Source organism: Nonomuraea sp. NPDC049400 (genome assembly GCF_044466425.1).
Taxonomy (GTDB): Bacteria; Actinomycetota; Actinomycetes; order Streptosporangiales; family Streptosporangiaceae; genus Nonomuraea.
In genome coordinates this window covers 21,968-39,138 of record NZ_JBITMP010000031.1, presented here as the reverse complement: position 1 = coordinate 39,138, position 17,171 = coordinate 21,968, and the positions used below count along the sequence as shown (strand labels likewise).

Sequence of the window (17,171 nt, the reverse complement as noted above, 5' to 3'; positions counted from 1 at the left end):
TCATGGACATCGGGCTGGCCGTCCCCCAGTTCGGCAGGTTCGCCGCGCTGTCGAGCGTGGTGCGGGTGGCGCGGGAGGCCGACTCGATGGGGTTCGCCGGTCTGTGGGCGGGCGACCGGCTGATGACGCCGCTGCGGCCGAAGGACCGCTATCCGGGGGGCGACCTCCCGGAGGCGTACCGGGTGTTCCTGGATCCGTTCGCGGTGTTGTCGGTGGCCGCCTCGGCGACCTCGTCCGTACGGCTGGGCACGAGCGCGCTGAACGCCTGCTGGTATCCCCCCGTGGTGCTGGCCCGCTCGCTCAGCACGATCGACCACCTCAGCGGCGGGCGGCTCGTCGCCGGCCTCGGGCTGGGCTGGTCGTCCGACGAATACGCCGCCGCGGGAGTGCCGTGGCGGGGCCGGGCGGCACGCTATGACGCCACCCTGGACGCGCTGGAGGCGATCTGGGGCACCGACCCGGTGTCGTTCGAGCACGAGTTGTGGACGATCGCGCCCAGCCACATCGGGCCCAAGCCCGCCCGCCGGCCGCCGCTCTATCTGGCCGGGTTCACCGAGCCCGCGCTGCGCCGCATCGGCCGCCGGGCCGACGGCTGGCTGACGGCGACGCTCCCGATAGCCATGCTCACCTCGATGTGGCGGACGGTCTGCCGGAGCGCCGAGGAGGCCGGGCGCGATCCCGCCGGGTTGCGCATGGTGCTGCGCGCCAACCCGGTCATCACCGATCAGGGAGCTCCGCCGAGGAGCGGCACGGTCGCCCAGATCAGCGCCCACCTCGCCGCCGCGGCGGAGGCCGGGGTCCACGAGATCATCCTGGACCTCCAGCACACCGCCGAGAGCGACCAGCACCTGCTGGACCTGGCCGGCGACTTCAAGACTCGCTTGAGCGCCGCGCCGTGACCTACTTGAGCGCGGACAGCGCGGCCTCGTAGTCGGGCTCCTGCGTGATCTCCGGCACCAGCTCGGAGTAGACCACGTTGTTGTCGCCGTCGAGCACGACCACGGCACGCGCGGCCAGCCCCGCCAGCGGCCCCGACTCCTGCGCCACGCCGTAGTCGGCCAGGAACTCGCGGCCCCGCATGAGCGAGAGCATGGTCACGTTGTCGAGCCCCTCGGCGCCGCAGAACCGCTTCTGCGCGAACGGCAGGTCGGCGGAGACGCAGAGCACGGCCACGTCGGGGTGCTCGGCGGCCACCTGGTTGAAGCGGCGCACGGAGGCGGCGCAGACGCCGGTGTCGACGCTCGGGAAGATGTTGAGCACCTTGGTCTGCTGGCCGAAGTCCGCCAGCGACAGCTCGGCGAGGTCGCCGCCCACCAGCTTGAACGCGGGCGCGCTGTCGCCGGCCTTCGGGAAGGTGCCGCCTACGGTGATGGGGTTGCCCTTGAAAGTGACGTCGGACATGAAAGCCTCCTGGTTAGCGATGTTCCCGCCCGCTGATCCTATCCGCGCCGCCCGTCCACCCCACGGCCCGCCCGCGTGTCCCGGCACGCCCCGGCGGGGACTCGTCAGACGTTACGGCGGTACTGGCCGCCCGCCTCGAACAGCGCCTCTGTGATCTGGCCGAGCGAGCAGTGGCGGGCCGCCTCCATCAGCACCTCGAACGCGTTCCCGTCCGACATCGCCACCTCGCGCAACCGGGTGAGCTGGACGGGGGCCTCGGAGCGGTTGCGCTCGTGGAAGGCCTGCAGGCGGTCCAGCTGGGAGCGCTTCTCCTCCTCGGTGCCCCTGGCCAGCTCCAGCTTGCGCTCGGGCTGCTGCTCGTCCCCGTTGCGGAAGGAGTTGACCCCGATGATGGGCAGCGAGCCGTCGTGCTTGCGCATCTCGTACAGCATGGACTCGTCCTGGATCTTGCCGCGCTGGTAGCCCGTCTCCATCGCGCCCAGCACGCCGCCCCGGTCGGACAGCCGCTCGAACTCGCCGAGCACCGCCTCCTCCACCAGGTCCGTCAGCTCCTCGACGATGAACGAGCCCTGCAGCGGGTTCTCGTTCTTCGCCAGGCCCCATTCCCGGTTGATGATGAGCTGGATCGCCATCGCCCTGCGCACCGACTCGGCTGACGGAGTGGTCACGGCCTCGTCGAAGGCGTTGGTGTGCAGGCTGTTGCAGTTGTCGTAGATGGCGATCAGGGCCTGGAGGGTGGTGCGGATGTCGTTGAAGTTCATCTCCTGGGCGTGCAGGGATCTGCCCGAGGTCTGGATGTGGTACTTCAGCTTCTGCGAGCGCTCGCCGGCGCCGTAGCGCTCCCTCATGGCCACCGCCCAGATGCGGCGGGCCACCCGCCCGAGCACGCTGTACTCGGGGTCCATGCCGTTGGAGAAGAAGAACGACAGGTTCGGGGCGAAGTCGTCGATCTTCATGCCCCTGGCCAGGTACGCCTCCACGTACGTGAAGCCGTTGGCCAGGGTGAAGGCGAGCTGGCTGATCGGGTTGGCCCCCGCCTCGGCGATGTGGTAGCCCGAGATCGAGACCGAGTAGAAGTTGCGCACGCCGTTCTTGATGAACCACTCCTGGATGTCGGCCATCATCCTGAGCGAGAACTCGGTGGAGAAGATGCAGGTGTTCTGGCCCTGGTCCTCCTTGAGGATGTCGGCCTGGACGGTGCCCCTGACCGTGGCCAGCGTCCTCGCGCGCAGCTCGGCTGCCTCCTCGGCCGACGGCGCGCGCCCCTGCTCCGCCTGGAAGCGGGCGAGGGCCTGGTCGACGGCGGTGTTGAGGTAATAGGCCAGGATCGTGGGCGCGGGGCCGTTGATCGTCATGGACACCGACGTGTTGGGCGCCGACAGGTCGAACCCGTCATAGAGCACCTTCATGTCGTCGAGCGTCGCGATGGAGACCCCTGAGGTGCCGACCTTTCCGTAGATGTCGGGCCGGAGGTCCGGGTCGTGGCCGTACAGCGTCACCGAGTCGAACGCCGTGGACAGCCTGGTCGCCGGCTGGCCCTCGGACAGCAGCTTGAAGCGCCTGTTGGTGCGGAACGGGTCGCCCTCCCCCGCGAACATCCTGGTCGGGTCCTCGTCCTCACGCTTGAACGGGAACACCCCGGCGGTGAACGGGAACGTGCCCGGGAGGTTCTCACTGCGCAGGAATCTCAGCAGGTCGCCGTGGTCGCTGTAGCGGGGCAGGGCCACGCGCGGGATGCGGTTGCCCGAGAGGGTCTCGCGCCAGAGCGGGGTGTGGATCTCACGGTCGCGGACCTTCACCACCAGCTCGTCGGCGGTGTAGCGCTCCTTGACGGCGGGCCAGGTGTCGAGCAGGGCCCGGCTCTCGTCGGTGAGCTCCCGGTCCGCCTGCGCCTGCAGCTCCTCCAGCCGCGCGTCGTCCAGGAGGGCGCGCACGGCGGCGAGCTGCTGGCGGCGGCGGGCGATCTCGGCCTGGGCGAGCGTCTCCGCGTGGTACGCGCGCACGGTCTCGGCGATGTCGGCCAGGTAGCGGACCCTGGCCGGCGGGACGATGGCGGCCGAGGCCTGCGAGATGCGCCCGGACACCTTGGGCAGCAGGCCGGGCCCCGAGTCGGCCAGCAGGAGGGGCTTGATGTGCTGGTAGAGGGCGGTGACCCCGGCGTCGTTGTAGCGGGCGGCGATGGTGCCGAAGACCGGCATGTCCTCCGGCCTGACGCCGAACGCCTCGCGGTTGCGTACGAGCTGGCGGCGCACGTCACGCAGGGCGTCCTCCGCGCCGCGCCGCTCGTACTTGTTGATCACCACGGCCTCGGCGAAGTCCAGCATGTCGATCTTCTCGAGCTGCGAGGCCGCGCCGAACTCGGGCGTCATCACGTATACCGGCACGTCCACGTGGGGGACGATCCCGGCGTCGCCCTGGCCGATGCCGGGCGTCTCGACGATCAGCAGGTCGTGGCCCGCGGCCCGGCAGGCGACGATCACGTCGTCGAGGCAGGCGGGCACCTCGCTGGCGGCGCCCCTGGTGGCCAGGGAGCGGAAGTAGGTCTGGGGGCCCAGGCTGTTCATCCTGATGCGGTCGCCGAGCAGCGCGCCGCCGCCGCGCCTGCGGGTGGGGTCGATCGCGATGATCGCGATGCGCAGCTTGTCGTCGTTGTCGACGCGGAACCTGCGTACGAGCTCGTCGGTCAGCGAGGACTTGCCCGAGCCGCCGGTGCCCGTAATGCCGAGCACGGGGGCGCGCCTCTCCGCACCGGCGGCTCTGAGGCCCTCGACCAGCTCGGCGGGCGCGCGACCCGACTCGATGAGGGTGATCGCCCGGGCCAGCGCCGCCTGGTCACCCGAGACCACGGCCTCGACCGACGGCGAGCCGTCCAGCTCGACGTCGCACTCCTCGATCAGCTGGTTGATCATGCCGGGGAGCCCGTACTTCTGGCCGTCCTCGGGCGAGAAGATGCGGGTGACGCCGCGGGAGTGCAGCAGCTCGATCTCCTCGGGGACGATCACTCCCCCGCCGCCGCCGTACACCTTGACGTGCCCCGCCCCGCGCTCGCGCAGCAGCTCGACGAGATACGTGAAGAACTCCACGTGCCCGCCCTGGTAGGAGCTGATCGCCACGCCCTGGACGTCCTCCTGGATGGCGGCGGTGACGATCTCGTCGACCGAGCGGTTGTGCCCGAGATGGATGACCTCGGCGCCCTGTGACTGGAGGATGCGCCGCATGATGTTGATCGCCGCGTCGTGGCCGTCGAACAGGGCCGCGGCGGTCACGAAGCGCACTGGGTGTTCCGGGACGTGCACGCCTTTTCACTCCTTCGTGAGGGCTCTTCCTCGAAGATACTAGGACGTCCAACTATTTCGATAGTATGACGTCCTACTATTTGCCGTGTCCGTCTGGGGTAGGGAGCTCCAGGGGGTGAGGCCGAATGCGTGCGCTGACGTTCGCGCCGGGCAGGAAAGGGACGCTCGCCGTCGAGGAGGTGCCCGACCCCGTGCCGGGCAAGGGCCAGTTGCTCGTCGAGGGGCTCGCCCTGGGCGTCTGCGGGACCGACAGGGAGCTCGTGACGGCCGAGTACGGCTGGCCGCCGCCCGGCAGGGAGCGGATGGTCATCGGGCACGAGTCGCTCGGCCGGGTGCTGGAGGTGCCCGAGGGGTCCGCGTTCTCGCCGGGCGACCTGGTCGTGGGCGTGGTGCGGCGGCCCGACCCCGTGCCGTGCGGGGCGTGCTTGCGGGGCGAGTTCGACATGTGCCGCAACGGCCAGTACACCGAGCGGGGCATCAAGCAGCTCGACGGGTACGCCTCCCAGCGCTGGGCCGTCGAGGCCGGGTACGCCGTGCGGCTGGATCGTGCGCTGGAGAGCGTCGGCATGCTGGTCGAGCCCGCCTCCGTGGTCGCCAAGGCGTGGGAGCAGATCGAGCGGATCGGGTCGCGGACCTGGTTCGAGCCCCGGACGCTGCTGGTCACCGGCGCGGGGCCGGTCGGGTTGCTGGCGGCGCTGATGGGGCGGCAGCGGGGACTGGAGGTGCACGTGCTCGACCGCGCCCCGCAAGGGCTCAAGTCCCAGCTGGTGGAGGACCTTGGGGGGACCTACCACTCGGCGACGTCGCTGAAGGCGTTCGCCTCCGACAAGCCGGACATGATCATCGAGTGCACGGGGGCCGGGGCGCTGGTCATCGACGCCATGATCGGCACGACCGCCGCGGGCATCGTGTGCCTGGCCGGCCTCGCACCCGGCGGGCGTACGCACCGGGTGGACGCCGGGGTGATCAACCGGGACATCGTGCTGGAGAACGACGTGGTCTTCGGCACCGTGAACGCGAACCTGCGGCACTACCGGGACGCCGCCGTCGCCCTGGCCAAGGCCGACCCCGGGTGGCTGGAGCGGCTCATCACCCGGCGGGTGCCGCTGTCCCGCGCCCCTGAGGCCTTCGAGCCGGGCGAGGATGTCAAGGTGGTCATCGACCTCACGAGCTGACCGGCTTCGCGGCGGGAGCGTTGAGTTGTTCCGCGTCAGCCGGGCTCGTAGGGCTTGCGTCTCGTCGGGGTCGGACGCCTGGTCGCCGTGGTGGCCGAGCCCGCCGGCACGCGCGTTCTGACAGGACGGGCCGAAGGCGGCTGGGTGGCAGGCGGTTTGGCCTGCGCGTTCGCGAAGGGCGGCGGGGTGGCGTGCGGCTTGGCCTGCGCGTTCGCGAAGGGCGGCGGGGTGGCGTGCGGCTTGGCCTGCGCGTTCGCCCGATCGTTGCCGGAGGGCGTTCGCGGGTGGGTTGGCGCGTTCCACGGCAGCCAGGAAAGGCGGCGGTGCGTACCACGGCGGCGGCCGGAGATACGGAAGGAGAGGACGACGGTCATGAGCACCATCGCGGTCAGCAGCGCGGGCGGCGTGCCCAAGAAGTCAAGCGGCGACCCCTGCCCCAGCTCCGAGCGCGGCGCCGGCACGAAGGGCCATTCGGTCGAGCGGATCTCGTCCAGCTTGTCGGCCTCGGCCTTGACCAGGCGCGGGATGCCGTACCCCACGACCTTGTCGGTCTCCCTGGTCTTGCGCTTGAGATGGATCCGGTCCACGTTCGCCTCGATGGTGTGGATCTTCGAGCCGCTGACGCGCTCCACGATCCCGACGTGGTCGATGCCCTTGTAGCTCTTGCCGCCCCGCCAGTCGAAGAAGACCAGCGCTCCCGGCTCGGGTTTCTGGGTCCACGCCCCCCGCTGGATGAACCAGGCGGCATGGGAGGGCGTCCAGGCGAATTCGCCCACGTACTGGCTGATGCCGGCCTTGTCCGCGGCCCAGGCGATGAACATGTCGCACCACGGCGCGTCGCGGTACTGGGTGTCTTGGACGCGATCTGCGTACCACTGGCCGAACTTGGTGAACTGGCCGCTCTTCTCCTTGTAGCCGAGTTCCTGCCGCACCGTCTTCAGCAGCTCGTCCGCGATCGGGTCCAGGGTGACTCCTCCCAGATAACCGACAAATCACGATGGACTGTAGTAGCGCCATCGCGGGATTGCGCGAATCACCCAGAAAGTGTCGTGGTATGAGCTGAAATTTCGGGTTTGTGACTGGCGAGGCTGGCGGGACTGACTACTAACCTTGTTAGGAGCCGGCGCCCACCCGGTAGACAGCCGCCTCACCTGCGCCCGGCGCGACGACGTCGGCCACGATCACGGTCACGTTGTCCGGCGAGCCGCCCTCGTTGGCCAGATCGATCAACCGCTGGACGGCCGCGCCCGGGTCTGCCACCGTGGTCAGCACCTCGTGCAGCACTTCGGGACCGAGCACGGTCGTGAGGCCGTCGGAGCAGAGGAGGTAGCGATCGTCGGGCTCGGCTTCGCGCAGCGCCATGTCAGGCTCGGCCCTGCCCTCGCTGCCCAGCACACGCAGCACCATCGAACGCCGGGGGTGCACGGCGGCTTGATCCTCCGTTATCCGGCCTTCGTCCACCATCGACTGCACAAGTGTGTGATCCTTGGTCATCTGGTAGAGAGCGCCATCGCGAAGCAGATATCCGCGGGAGTCACCCAGATGAGCCAGGGCGAACCGGTAGCCGTCCCACAACATGGCGGTCACCGTGGTCCCCATCCCCCGGCGCGCGGGGTCGATGTCGGCCAGCTCGACCAGCCGGCGCGCCGCCTCGTGCACGGCACCCTCCAGCGCCGCCTCGAGGTCCGCCCCCGTCTCGGGAAGCGTGGCATCCAGCTCTCGCATGACGGCGATCGCCGCCGAGCTCGCCAGCTCGCCGGCGGCGTGTCCGCCCATCCCGTCAGCCACCACGAGCAACCGGCCACTCGCATAGCCGGAATCCTCGTTCTGCTCCCTGCGGCGGCCAACGTCTGATCCGGCGGCATAGCGGATGTTGTGCTTCATACCTTGCAGTAAATCATTGGTTGAAAGACTTCACAAGCAGATGCGCTGAAGACTCTTGTGAACTACTGTTGGCTCCATGAGCCACGACCCGACCGTCAACGCCGGGGACATCGCCCGGCTCGCAGGCGTCGGGCGTGCCGCGGTGAGCAACTGGCGCCGTCGCCACGACGACTTTCCCGATCCCATCGGCGGCACGGCCAACCAGCCGCTCTTCTCGCTGCGACAGGTCGAGTCCTGGCTGCGCCGCTATGGGAAGTCCTACCAGGTCTCCCTGGGAGATCGGGTGTGGCAACGCATGAAAGCCGCGGGCGATTTGCGCCTGGGCGAGCTGGTGGCCCGGGCAGGCGCCCTGCTGACCAGCCAGGCTGACGCTCCGGACGGCGGGGCGACCCGCGCCGAGGCGCGGATGGGCGACGGAGGCACCCCGGGCGTGGCGCGGGCCGTCGCCGAGGGTGAGCCGGGCGAAGGCGCGCAGGCGTCCGGGCAGGACCTCGATCCGGAGTTGGCGGAGCTCGTGCTGGAGCTGGCCGAGCAGCATGGCGCGCTGACCGCGTACGAGTTCCTGTGCGAGCGTTACCTCGAGGCGCACTCCCGGCAGCTCTCCGTGACCCGCGAGGACGTGGCCGGGCTCATGGTCAAGCTCGTACGCCCGGGCTCCGCCACGATCCTCGACCCGGCCTGCGGCGTCGGCACGCTGCTCCTCGCTCCCGCCCAGGCGGAGCCGGGCACGGTCAAGGTGCTCGGGCAGGAGCTCAGCGAGACCTCGGCGGCCATCACCGCCTCCCGGCTCCGGCTGCGCGGCGTCGATGCCACGGTCATGGCCGGCGACTCGATGCGCCATGACGCCTTCGCCGGCGAGAAGGCCGACGGCGTGGTGTGCGACCCGCCGTTCAACGAGCGGGCCTGGGGCTACGAGGAGCTGACCGGCGACCCGCGCTGGGAGTACGGCCTGCCGCCGCGCGGCGAGCCGGAGCTGGCCTGGGTCCAGCACTGCCTCACCCACGTCAAGCCGCGCGGCCTGGTCGCCATCCTCATGCCGCCGGCCGCGGCCAGCCGCAAGGCGGGCCGCCGCATCCGCGCCAACCTCCTGCGCGCGGGCGCCCTGCGTGCCGTCATCGCGCTGCCGGGGTCGGACCTCTGGCTGCTGCGCCGCCCGGCGGCCGGCGAGCGCCCGCCGTCCGACGTGCTCATCCTCGACGCCACGGACGACCTCGGGAGCGTCGAGCCGGCCTGGCAGGCGTACCTGGAGGACCGTTCCGACCAGACCGTACGCATCATCGACCTGCTGGCCGACGAGGTCGACATGACCCCGGCCCGCCACCAGCGGCGCGACGACGTCGGCAAGGCGTACGCCGAGGCCCGCGACCGCTTCCTGGCCGCCGCGGCGGCGCCGCCCGACCTGAAGGTCCTGGAGCAGCCGCTCGACCAGCCCGCCACCACGCTGGGCGACCTCATCAAGGAGGGCCTGGTGACCACGTCGCAGGCCCCGCCCAAGATGGCCGCCGACGGCGGCGACGTGCCGGTGCTCACCTCCGACGACGTGCTCAACGGCACCCCGCCGTCCGGCTTCACCACCATGCAGCAGGGCCTGATCGCGATCCGCCCCGGCGACGTGGTGGCCTCCTACTCCAGCGTGCGGGTGATGGCCGACGGGGGCGCGATGCTCGGCCCCCACCTGACCCTCTACCGGGTGGACGCGCGCAGGCTGGACCCCGACTTCCTGGCCGGCTTCCTGCGGGCCGCGGGCGGCCGGGTGACCACCGGCTCCAGCAGGTTCGATGTGCGCCGCACCCGGCTGCCGCGCCTGTCGTTGAAGGAGCAGAAGGCGTACGGCGAGGCCTTCAGGCAGCTCGCCGTTCTGGAGGACGCCATCCGCGAGACCTCGATGCTGGGGCAGACGCTGATCCGGCTGGGCCTCGACGGCCTCGCCGACGGCCACCTGCACCCGCCCGGTCATGGCCTCACTCCCTGAGGCGGGCTCGGTCGCTGGGAGCCGTCAGGCGGCGGCGCGCCCTCGCTGTGTTCATGGCCTCCACTCCGTGGAGGCGGCTCGGTCGCTGGGAAGCCGCCGCCTTCCCTCGCCGCTCTGGTCGCTACGCTCCCGCCGCTCCTCAGTCCAGGCGGCGGCGCGCCCTCGCTGTGTTCATGGCCTCCACTCCGTGGAGGCGGCTCGGTCGCTGGGAAGCCGCCGCCTTCCCTCGTCGCTCTGGTCGCTACGCTCCCGCCGCTCCTCAGTCCAGGCGGCGGCGCGCCCTCGCGTGACGGTGTAGTTTTTTCCCGAAGGCTGCTGGGAGGGGCGGAATGGTCATCGGCGACCGCTATGAGCTCGACGACCTCCCCCTCGGGCAAGGTGGCATGGGCGCCGTCTACGCGGGCCACGACCGCCACCTCGACCGCCGGGTCGCGGTGAAGCTGCTCAGGCTGCCGAGCGGGCCGGATCACGAGCTGGAGCGCAGGTTCATCCGCGAGGCGCGCATCCTGGCCAGGCTGGAGCATCCTGGCGCCCCGGTCCTCTACGACTTCGGCACGCACGAGCAGCGGCTCTACCAGGTGATGCAGTTCATCGAGGGCGTCACGGTGGCCGACGTCGTCAGCGAGCACGGCCCGCTGCCCGTGTCGTGGGCCGCCGCGATCGCCGCCCAGGCGTGTGCCGTGCTGTCGGCGGCCCACGCGCTGGCGATCTGTCACCGCGACCTCAAGCCGACGAACCTCATGCTCTGCCCGGACGGCAGCGTGAAGGTGCTCGACTTCGGGCTGGCCATGCTGCGTGACGCGGACGTCACCACGTTCACCAGGATCGGGCAGATCCTGGGCACTCCCGCGTACATGGCTCCGGAGCAGATCCAGCACGGCGTCGCCGAGCCGCGCAGCGACCTCTACTCGCTGGGCTGCGTCCTGCACGAGATGCTGACCGGCCACCAGCTCTTCACCGGCCCCACCGACTACGTGGTCTTCGAGAAGCAGGTCAAGGAGCGCCCGCCGGCCATCCCTGGGCTGCCGCACGAGCTGAGCGCGCTGCTGTCGCAGCTGCTGGAGAAGCGGCCGGACGACCGCCCCGCCGACGCGAACGAGCTGTACGAGCGGCTCGACCCGTTCGCGGTGGAGCTGCCCGTCCTGCCCGGTTTCCTCACCAAGGCCCCGAGCCCTGGCCGCATGTACGCCCGCATGGCGGGCCGCGCGCTCAACGCCTGAGGTTTCTTCGGGAAACCCCTGTAGGTTTTTGCCGTGCTCTCCCTCTTGGTGATGTCATGAGACGCCCGACCCTCGAGGCGGTCGCCGCCCGGGCGGGTGTCTCGCGGGCCACCGCATCCCGGGTCGTCAATGGCCAGACGACGGTGGCGCCCCACATTCGCGACGCCGTGCAGCGCGCGATCGACGAGCTGGGCTACGTGCCCAACTCGGCCGCGCGCAGCCTGGTCACCCAGCGCACCGACTCGATCGCCCTGGTCGTCAGCGAGCCGGGCACCCGGGTCTTCTCCGAGGACCCGATGTTCTCCACGGCGATCAGGTCGGCGTCGATGGCGCTCGAAACGGTGAACAAGCAGGTCGTGCTGATGCTGGCCGCCTCCGCCAAGAGCCACGCCCGCGTGGAGCGTTACATCGCGGGCGGCCACGTCGACGGGGTCATGCTGATCTCCATGCACGGCGCCGACCCCCTGCCCTCCGCGCTCTCGCGCCTGCGCGTCCCCGTGGTCTCGTACGGCCGGCCGGCTGTCCCGGTGGACATCCCGTACGTCGACAACGACAACGTGGGCGGGGCGGAGACCGGGGTCCGGCACCTGGTGGAGTCGGGGCGCCGGAGGATCGCCACGATCGCGGGCCCGCAGGACATGATCGGCGGCCAGGACCGGCTGGCCGGCTACCGCAACGTGCTGCGCGCCTGCGACCTCCGCCCGATCGTCGCGGTCGGCGACTTCACGCGGGAGTCGGGCGCGGTCGCGATGCGGCAGCTGCTCCACGACGACCCCGGCCTGGACGCCGTCTTCGTGGCCAACGACCTGATGGCGGTCGGTGCCCTGCAGTCGCTCCGGCAGGCCGGGCGCCGGGTGCCCGATGACGTGGCCGTGGTGGGCTTCGACGACATCGAGGCGGCGAGATACACCGAGCCGCCGCTGACGACGCTCAGGCACCCGGTGGCCGAGCAGGCGGCGGCCATGGTCCGGCTCCTGCTCAGCCTGTTCGAGGGCGGGCCGGCGGATCCGGTGATCATGCCCACCGAGCTCGTGATCAGGGAGTCCGCCTAAATGGTCCCCGCCGTGGCCGCCGCCGTCTCCCTGGCCGTGGAGCACGGCATCCGAGTGGCGGATCCCGTGGTCCTCAATGACTCGTTCAACCTCCGCGTCCACCTACGTCCGGCGCCGGTCGTGGCGCGAGTGCCGACCGTGACCGCGCTGGGGCGGGCGCGGCCGGCCGGCGCACGCGGTCCACGAGGACGCGCATCCCGGCAACCTCCTCGCCACCCCCGCCGGGCTGCTCTGGAACGACTTCGAGGAGAGCATGGCCGGCCCCGTGGAGTGGGACCTGGCCTGCCTGCTGCGCACGAGGCGGCTCGACGGGCGGGCGGCCGTGTCGGCCTACGGGCATGATCCCGATGATCCGGCGCTGCGGGAGTTGATGGCGGCGCGCGCGCTGCAGGGCACGCTCTGGATGCTCGTCCGGGGTCTGCGGCTGCCCTCCGGGGCCGCCGACGGCCACGCGGCGCTGGAGGCATGGCTCCGGGACCCCAGCGGCGCGACGCGGTGAACCCGGCCTGATCGTAAGGCCGGGCGGGCGCTAGACCGGGGCCACGCCGCCGCGCGGGCCGAGGAAGTAGCCGCCGGTGACGTCCAGGACGTGACCGGTGATCCACCGGGACTCCTCGCGCGCGATCAGTGCCACGGCGTCCGCGATGTCCTGGGGGCGGCCGATGCGGCCGAGCGCGGTGACCTCGGTGACCGCGCGCTCGCCGGTGCCGTCGTCCTCGCGGAGCCAGGCGTTCATGTCCGTCTCCGTGACGCCCGGGGAGACGGTGTTCACGGTGATGTTCCGGTCGCCGAGGATGGGCGCCAGGCTGAAACTCAGCGTGTCGAGCGCGCCCTTCGTCATCGAGTAGACGAGGTCCGGGAGGGCGATGCGGACGACGGCGGAGGAGATGTTGATGATCCGGCCGCCGTCGTTCAGCTGCGGAAGGGCGCGCTCGATGATGAAGTACGGCGCCCGCACGTTCACCGCGAAGACCCGGTCGAACTGCTCCTCGGTCACCGTGCCCAGCACCCCGCCCAGGATGGCGGCGTTGTTGACCAGGATGTCCAGCCGCTCTCCCTGGATGCCCTCGAACAGCGCGTCCACGCCGTCCTCGAACGCGGCCTTGACCGCGTACGCCTGCCCGCCTCCGCCCTCGATCGCGGCCACCGTCTCCTTGGCCAGGTCGTCGTTGCTGGCGTAGTGGACGATCACCCGGGCGCCGTCGGCGGCCAGCCGCTCGGCGACGGCCCGTCCGATGCCGCGCGAGGCTCCGGTTACCAATGCGGTCTTGCCTGACAGATCTCTCATGCGCCCATCGTGGGCCGCGGCTTTCCCGCCCGTCCAAGACCGGCTGTTATAGCTTTTTGCTATGGATGCCCATATTCGGGATCTCAGGTATTTCGTGGCGGTCGCCGAGGAACTGAGCTTCACCCGGGCGGCGGCAGAGCGGCTGTTCATCTCGCAGCCATCGCTGAGCAGGCAGATCAGGCAGCTGGAGGTGTCCATGCGGGCCAGGCTGTTCGAGCGCGACCGCCGTACCGTGACGTTGACCGCGGCGGGGGCGGCGCTGCTGCCCGAGGCGCGGCGCATCGTCGAGCAGTGGGAGGGCGCGCAGCGGGCGGTGGCGGCGGCACGCGAGGACCGGACGCTGGTGGTCGGGTTCCAGACGCGCATCGGGCGCGGGCTCGTGCCGTCCATCTCGCGCGCGCTGCCCGGCTGGGACCTGCGCTTCCGGCAGGTGGCGTGGAGCGATCCCACCGTCGGGCTGGGTGACGGGCAAGTCGACGTGTCCGTCGCGTGGCTGCCCATGCCCGGCCACGGTGAGTACGAGTGGACGGTGGTGAGCACGGAGGAGCGCTGGGTGGCGCTGCCCGCGGGCCATCCACTGGCCGTGCGCCCCGAGATCACGCTCGCCGACCTGGCCGAGGAGCCGTTCGTGGCGATGCCGGCCTCGGCGGGGCCCATGCGGGACTTCTGGCTGGCCGGCGACCAGCGGTCCGAGCCGGCGGTCGTGGGGGCGGAGGCGGAGACGGCCGAGGAGGCGTTCGAGCTGGTCGCGGCCGGGCGTGCCGTGGTGCTGGTCTCGGCCGGGAACGCCGAGCTCTACCGGCGCGACGACGTGGTCAGCAGGCCGGTCGCGGGGTTGCCGCCGAGCAGGCTCGCCATCGTCTGGCGGCGGAGCGACCGGCGGCAGGCCGTGCGGACGCTGGTGGAGGCGTTCGTCAGGTGCATGTGCGCCACCTGAACGGCCTATGTTGACACCGTATACCTCGCTGTTTACGGTGTATACATGGCGATCAAACTGGGGGCGCTGGTTTTATCGGCGGTGCTCTTCTATTTCGGTACGGGTTTCGCGCCGGTCCCGGCGTTGACCTGGTTGGCTCCGCTGCCGGTGCTGCTGCTGGCGCCGCGGGCGAGCGGGAAGGCGACCTTCACCGTCGCGTTCCTGGCGTACCTGCTGGGGCTGACGAACCAGGTGAACTTCTTCCTGCGCACCCCCTCGGTCCCGTTGCCGATCGGGATCGGCATCATCGTCGGCTCCTCGCTGCTGTTCGGGCTGGTGGTCTGGCTCTTCCGTGCGCTCGGCCGGCGCGGGCTGCTGCTGCTCGCCGCCTGCGCTCCCCCCGCGCTGTGGGTGTCGCTCATGTACCTGACCGTGCTGACCAACCCCACCGGCATCATCTGGCCGCTCGCCACATCGGTGGCCGGCGTGCCGGCCGTCACCCAGATCGCCTCGGTGACGGGCGCCTGGGGAGTCGAGTTCACGGTGCTGCTGGCTCCGACCGCACTGGCGGCGGTGCTGTGGCCGGGGGCGGCCGTGGGGGCGCGGCTGCGTACCGGCGTGGTGGGGGCGGCCGTGTGCCTGCTCGCGATCGCCTTCGGGGCCGTGCGGCTGGCCGGCGCGGATTCGACCGGCTGGCGGGGAGTGGCGGTGATATCGGCCAGCCGATACCAGTGGGCGCCCGACGCGGCGAAGCCGGACACGCAGGCGCTGGTCCGGGAGTACGTGAAGGAGATCGCCGGGCTGCCCGCCGGGATCGCCACGGTGGTGCTGCCCGAGGGCACGCTGGGCACCGACGAGGCGAGCCTGGAGCGGGCGCTCGCGCCGCTGCGCGAGGTCGCCCGCGATCGGGGCGTCGACGTGGTGATCGGGGTCGTCCACACGACCCCGGAGATCAAGTACAACTACTCGGTGGGCCTCCCGGCAGACGGTTCCGCGCCGCTCTACTACACGAAGTGGCACTTCGCGCCCGGGGAGCCGTTCCGGCGCGGCGACAAGCTGGTCTTCGCACGCGACCGCGTCGGCCTGGCCAACTGCATGGACCTCAACTTCCCCGCGCCGATCCGCGACTACGCCAGGGCCGGGTCTCGCCTGATGGCCGTGCCGGCGGCGGACGAGTTCGGCAACGGCTGGCAGCACAGCCGGATGGGGCTGCTGCGCGGGGTGGAGACCGGCGTCTCGGTGGCCTGGGCGGCGCAGTGGGGCACGCCGATGATCTCGGATCCATGGGGCCGGGTGCTCAGCGAGCGGGACACCGAGAGCGCGCGGCAGCCGTTCGTCGCGGCCTTCGCCGACGTGCCCTCGGGTCCAGGACCCACCTTCTACGCCCGTTTCGGCGACTGGTTCGCCTGGCTCTGCCTCGCGCTGGCCGTCGCCGGGCTGGTGGCGCTGCGGTCAGCCCCGCGTGAGCCAGGCCGTGGTGTCGGTGGGGAGGGCGCCGTCCGCCAGCGGGCCGCTGGCCAGGAGGAGCCGTCCCGCGGGTAGCGGCACCGGATCAGGGCTCAGGTTGGTGAGGCAGATCAGGCCCGAGTCGCGGGTGAAGGCCAGGACCTCCCCGCCCAGCGGGAACCAGGTCAGGGTGCCGTCCCCCAGCAGGTCCCGGCGCAGTCCCAGGGCGTCGCGGTAGAGGTTGAGCATCGAGCCCAGGTCCGTGCGCTGCGCGTCGGCCGTCAGCTTGCGCCAGCTCTCCGGCTGCGGCAACCACGGCGTGCCGGCGCCGAAGCCGAACGGGGGCTCGTCGCCCGACCACGGCAGCGGGATGCGACAGCCGTCGCGGCCCGGGTTCGTGCCGCCCGATCTGGCGTACATCGGGTCCTGGCGGAGCTCGTCCGGGAGGTCCTCCACCTCGGGGAGGCCCAGTTCCTCGCCCTGGTAGACGTACACCGAGCCGGGGAGCGCCATGGCGAGCAGGGCCGCCGCCCTGGCCCTGCGGTAGCCGAGCTCCAGGTCGGACGGCGTGCCGTGGAGGCGGCCTCCGTGCGCGAACGTCGTGTCGGCACGGCCGTACCGGGTGACCGGGCGCGTCACGTCGTGGTTCGACAGGACCCACGTCGGCGGGGCGCCGATGGGGGTGTGGGTGGCGAGGGTCAGGTCGATGACCCTGCGCAGCTCGGCCGGGTCCCACGGGCAGGACAGGAAGTCGAAGTTGAAGGCCGTGTGGAGCTCGTCGGGGCGGAGGTAACGCGCGAAACGCTCCTGATCGGGGAGCCAGACCTCCCCGATCAGGACGCGCTCGCCGTACTCGTCGGCCACCTCGCGCCACCGGCGGTAGACGTCGTGGACCTCGTCGAGGTCTTCGTACTTCGTGTCCGACTTGATCAGCAGGGCCGCGGAGTCGATCCGTACGCCGTCCACGCCCCGGTCGAACCAGAAGCGCAGCACGTCCTCGAACTCCTGGTGCACCTCCGGATTGCCCCAGTTGAAATCCGGTTGCTCCGGAGCGAACAGGTGCAGGTACCACTGCCCGTCGGGCACCTGGGTCCAGGCGGGGCCGCCGAAGATCGACTGCCAGTCGTTGAGCGGCTCGTCGGCGAACCAGAAGCGGTCCCTGGCGGCGTGGTTCGCCAGCGCCTCCTTGAACCAGGCGCTCTGCGTGGAGCTGTGGTTCGGCACCACGTCGATGATGACCCTGATGCCGAGCTCGTGCGCCTCCCCGATGAACCGCTCCGCCTCAGAGAGCGTGCCGAAGACCGGCTCGATGCCGCGGTAGTCGGCCACGTCGTAGCCGCCGTCGGCCATCGGCGACGGATACCACGGGTTCAGCCAGATGGCGTCGATCCCGAGCTCCTTCAGGTACGGCAGGCGGGAGCGCAGACCGGCGAGGTCGCCCACCCCGTCACCGTTCCCGTCGGCGAAGCTGCGCAGGTAGACCTGGTAGATCGCGGCCCCCCGCCACCACGTTTGCGACAT

General features: G+C 71.1%; 13 protein-coding genes and 1 pseudogene. 8 read left to right on the top strand and 6 right to left on the bottom strand.

Annotated elements, in window-relative coordinates; translation table 11 throughout:
• The first annotated feature begins 2 nt into the window (after positions 1–2).
• Positions 3–899 carry a TIGR03619 family F420-dependent LLM class oxidoreductase gene (locus tag ACIBVN_RS37725; protein ID WP_397144864.1) on the top strand — a complete coding sequence of 299 codons (897 nt, stop codon included), beginning with the start codon at positions 3–5 and terminating at the stop codon, positions 897–899.
• A gap of 1 nt (position 900) precedes the next feature.
• Here the strand turns inward: ACIBVN_RS37725 and tpx are convergent, their stop codons facing one another.
• Together tpx and icmF are read right to left on the bottom strand one after the other, a co-directional pair.
• Complete coding sequence (gene tpx / locus ACIBVN_RS37720) at positions 901–1,401, bottom strand: thiol peroxidase (protein WP_397144862.1); 501 nt, start codon at positions 1,399–1,401, stop codon at positions 901–903.
• 104 nt (positions 1,402–1,505) lie between these two features.
• Positions 1,506–4,697 (bottom strand): fused isobutyryl-CoA mutase/GTPase IcmF, encoded by a 3,192-nt coding sequence (icmF, locus tag ACIBVN_RS37715; RefSeq protein WP_397144860.1) that lies wholly within the window; start codon positions 4,695–4,697, stop codon positions 1,506–1,508.
• A 125-nt stretch (positions 4,698–4,822) separates the two neighbouring features.
• On the opposite strand from icmF, the gene ACIBVN_RS37710 reads away from it, so the two are divergent.
• Positions 4,823–5,872, top strand: a complete 1,050-nt coding sequence (locus ACIBVN_RS37710; RefSeq protein ID WP_397144858.1) for a glucose 1-dehydrogenase — start codon at positions 4,823–4,825, stop codon at positions 5,870–5,872.
• Positions 5,873–5,907: 35 nt separating this feature from the next.
• Here the strand turns inward: ACIBVN_RS37710 and ACIBVN_RS37705 are convergent, their stop codons facing one another.
• Both ACIBVN_RS37705 and ACIBVN_RS37700 read right to left on the bottom strand, forming a co-directional pair.
• On the bottom strand, positions 5,908–6,804 hold the full coding sequence (locus tag ACIBVN_RS37705) for a CHAP domain-containing protein (RefSeq protein WP_397144857.1): 897 nt from the start codon (positions 6,802–6,804) through the stop codon (positions 5,908–5,910).
• Positions 6,805–6,985: 181 nt separating this feature from the next.
• A complete protein-coding gene (locus ACIBVN_RS37700) occupies positions 6,986–7,756 on the bottom strand; it encodes a protein phosphatase 2C domain-containing protein (protein ID WP_349450571.1) in 771 nt (256 codons plus the stop codon).
• Between the two features lie 76 nt (positions 7,757–7,832).
• Here ACIBVN_RS37700 and ACIBVN_RS37695 point away from each other — a divergent pair, with 76 nt between their 5' ends.
• The 4 genes and pseudogenes from ACIBVN_RS37695 to ACIBVN_RS37680 all read left to right on the top strand — a co-directional run.
• The gene (locus tag ACIBVN_RS37695; protein WP_397144854.1) at positions 7,833–9,728 is read left to right on the top strand and encodes a class I SAM-dependent DNA methyltransferase; all 1,896 of its coding nucleotides are present in this window, start codon (positions 7,833–7,835) and stop codon (positions 9,726–9,728) included.
• A 329-nt stretch (positions 9,729–10,057) separates the two neighbouring features.
• Positions 10,058–10,948 (top strand): serine/threonine-protein kinase, encoded by an 891-nt coding sequence (locus tag ACIBVN_RS37690; protein ID WP_397144852.1) that lies wholly within the window; start codon positions 10,058–10,060, stop codon positions 10,946–10,948.
• 56 nt (positions 10,949–11,004) lie between these two features.
• Positions 11,005–12,000 carry a LacI family DNA-binding transcriptional regulator gene (locus tag ACIBVN_RS37685; RefSeq protein ID WP_397144850.1) on the top strand — a complete coding sequence of 332 codons (996 nt, stop codon included), beginning with the start codon at positions 11,005–11,007 and terminating at the stop codon, positions 11,998–12,000.
• Positions 12,001–12,178: 178 nt separating this feature from the next.
• Positions 12,179–12,499: pseudogene (locus ACIBVN_RS37680) on the top strand (phosphotransferase family protein); the annotation flags it as partial.
• Between the two features lie 30 nt (positions 12,500–12,529).
• Here the strand turns inward: ACIBVN_RS37680 and ACIBVN_RS37675 are convergent.
• On the bottom strand, positions 12,530–13,288 hold the full coding sequence (locus ACIBVN_RS37675) for an SDR family oxidoreductase (RefSeq protein ID WP_397144848.1): 759 nt from the start codon (positions 13,286–13,288) through the stop codon (positions 12,530–12,532).
• 61 nt (positions 13,289–13,349) lie between these two features.
• Here ACIBVN_RS37675 and ACIBVN_RS37670 point away from each other — a divergent pair, with 61 nt between their 5' ends.
• Positions 13,350–14,225 (top strand): LysR family transcriptional regulator, encoded by an 876-nt coding sequence (locus ACIBVN_RS37670; protein ID WP_397144846.1) that lies wholly within the window; start codon positions 13,350–13,352, stop codon positions 14,223–14,225.
• Between the two features lie 45 nt (positions 14,226–14,270).
• Positions 14,271–15,746, top strand: a complete 1,476-nt coding sequence (locus ACIBVN_RS37665; RefSeq protein ID WP_397144845.1) for a nitrilase-related carbon-nitrogen hydrolase — start codon at positions 14,271–14,273, stop codon at positions 15,744–15,746.
• Here ACIBVN_RS37665 and ACIBVN_RS37660 read toward each other — a convergent pair.
• A complete protein-coding gene (locus ACIBVN_RS37660) occupies positions 15,657–17,171 on the bottom strand; it encodes a glycoside hydrolase family 13 protein (RefSeq protein ID WP_397144844.1) in 1,515 nt (504 codons plus the stop codon). The two genes, ACIBVN_RS37665 and ACIBVN_RS37660, sit on opposite strands and share 90 nt — an antisense overlap.

Bases quoted from the DNA above. Each gene is read 5' to 3' on its own strand.
- ACIBVN_RS37725 (WP_397144864.1), top strand. From the start codon at position 3: ATGGACATCGGGCTGGCCGTCCCCCAGTTCGGCAGGTTCGCCGCGCTG.
- tpx (WP_397144862.1), bottom strand. From the start codon at position 1,401: ATGTCCGACGTCACTTTCAAGGGCAACCCCATCACCGTAGGCGGCACC.
- ACIBVN_RS37710 (WP_397144858.1), top strand. From the start codon at position 4,823: ATGCGTGCGCTGACGTTCGCGCCGGGCAGGAAAGGGACGCTCGCCGTC.
- ACIBVN_RS37700 (WP_349450571.1), bottom strand. From the start codon at position 7,756: ATGAAGCACAACATCCGCTATGCCGCCGGATCAGACGTTGGCCGCCGC.
- ACIBVN_RS37695 (WP_397144854.1), top strand. From the start codon at position 7,833: ATGAGCCACGACCCGACCGTCAACGCCGGGGACATCGCCCGGCTCGCA.
- ACIBVN_RS37690 (WP_397144852.1), top strand. From the start codon at position 10,058: ATGGTCATCGGCGACCGCTATGAGCTCGACGACCTCCCCCTCGGGCAA.
- ACIBVN_RS37685 (WP_397144850.1), top strand. From the start codon at position 11,005: ATGAGACGCCCGACCCTCGAGGCGGTCGCCGCCCGGGCGGGTGTCTCG.
- ACIBVN_RS37675 (WP_397144848.1), bottom strand. From the start codon at position 13,288: ATGAGAGATCTGTCAGGCAAGACCGCATTGGTAACCGGAGCCTCGCGC.
- ACIBVN_RS37670 (WP_397144846.1), top strand. From the start codon at position 13,350: ATGGATGCCCATATTCGGGATCTCAGGTATTTCGTGGCGGTCGCCGAG.
- ACIBVN_RS37665 (WP_397144845.1), top strand. From the start codon at position 14,271: ATGGCGATCAAACTGGGGGCGCTGGTTTTATCGGCGGTGCTCTTCTAT.
- ACIBVN_RS37660 (WP_397144844.1), bottom strand. From the start codon at position 17,171: ATGTCGCAAACGTGGTGGCGGGGGGCCGCGATCTACCAGGTCTACCTG.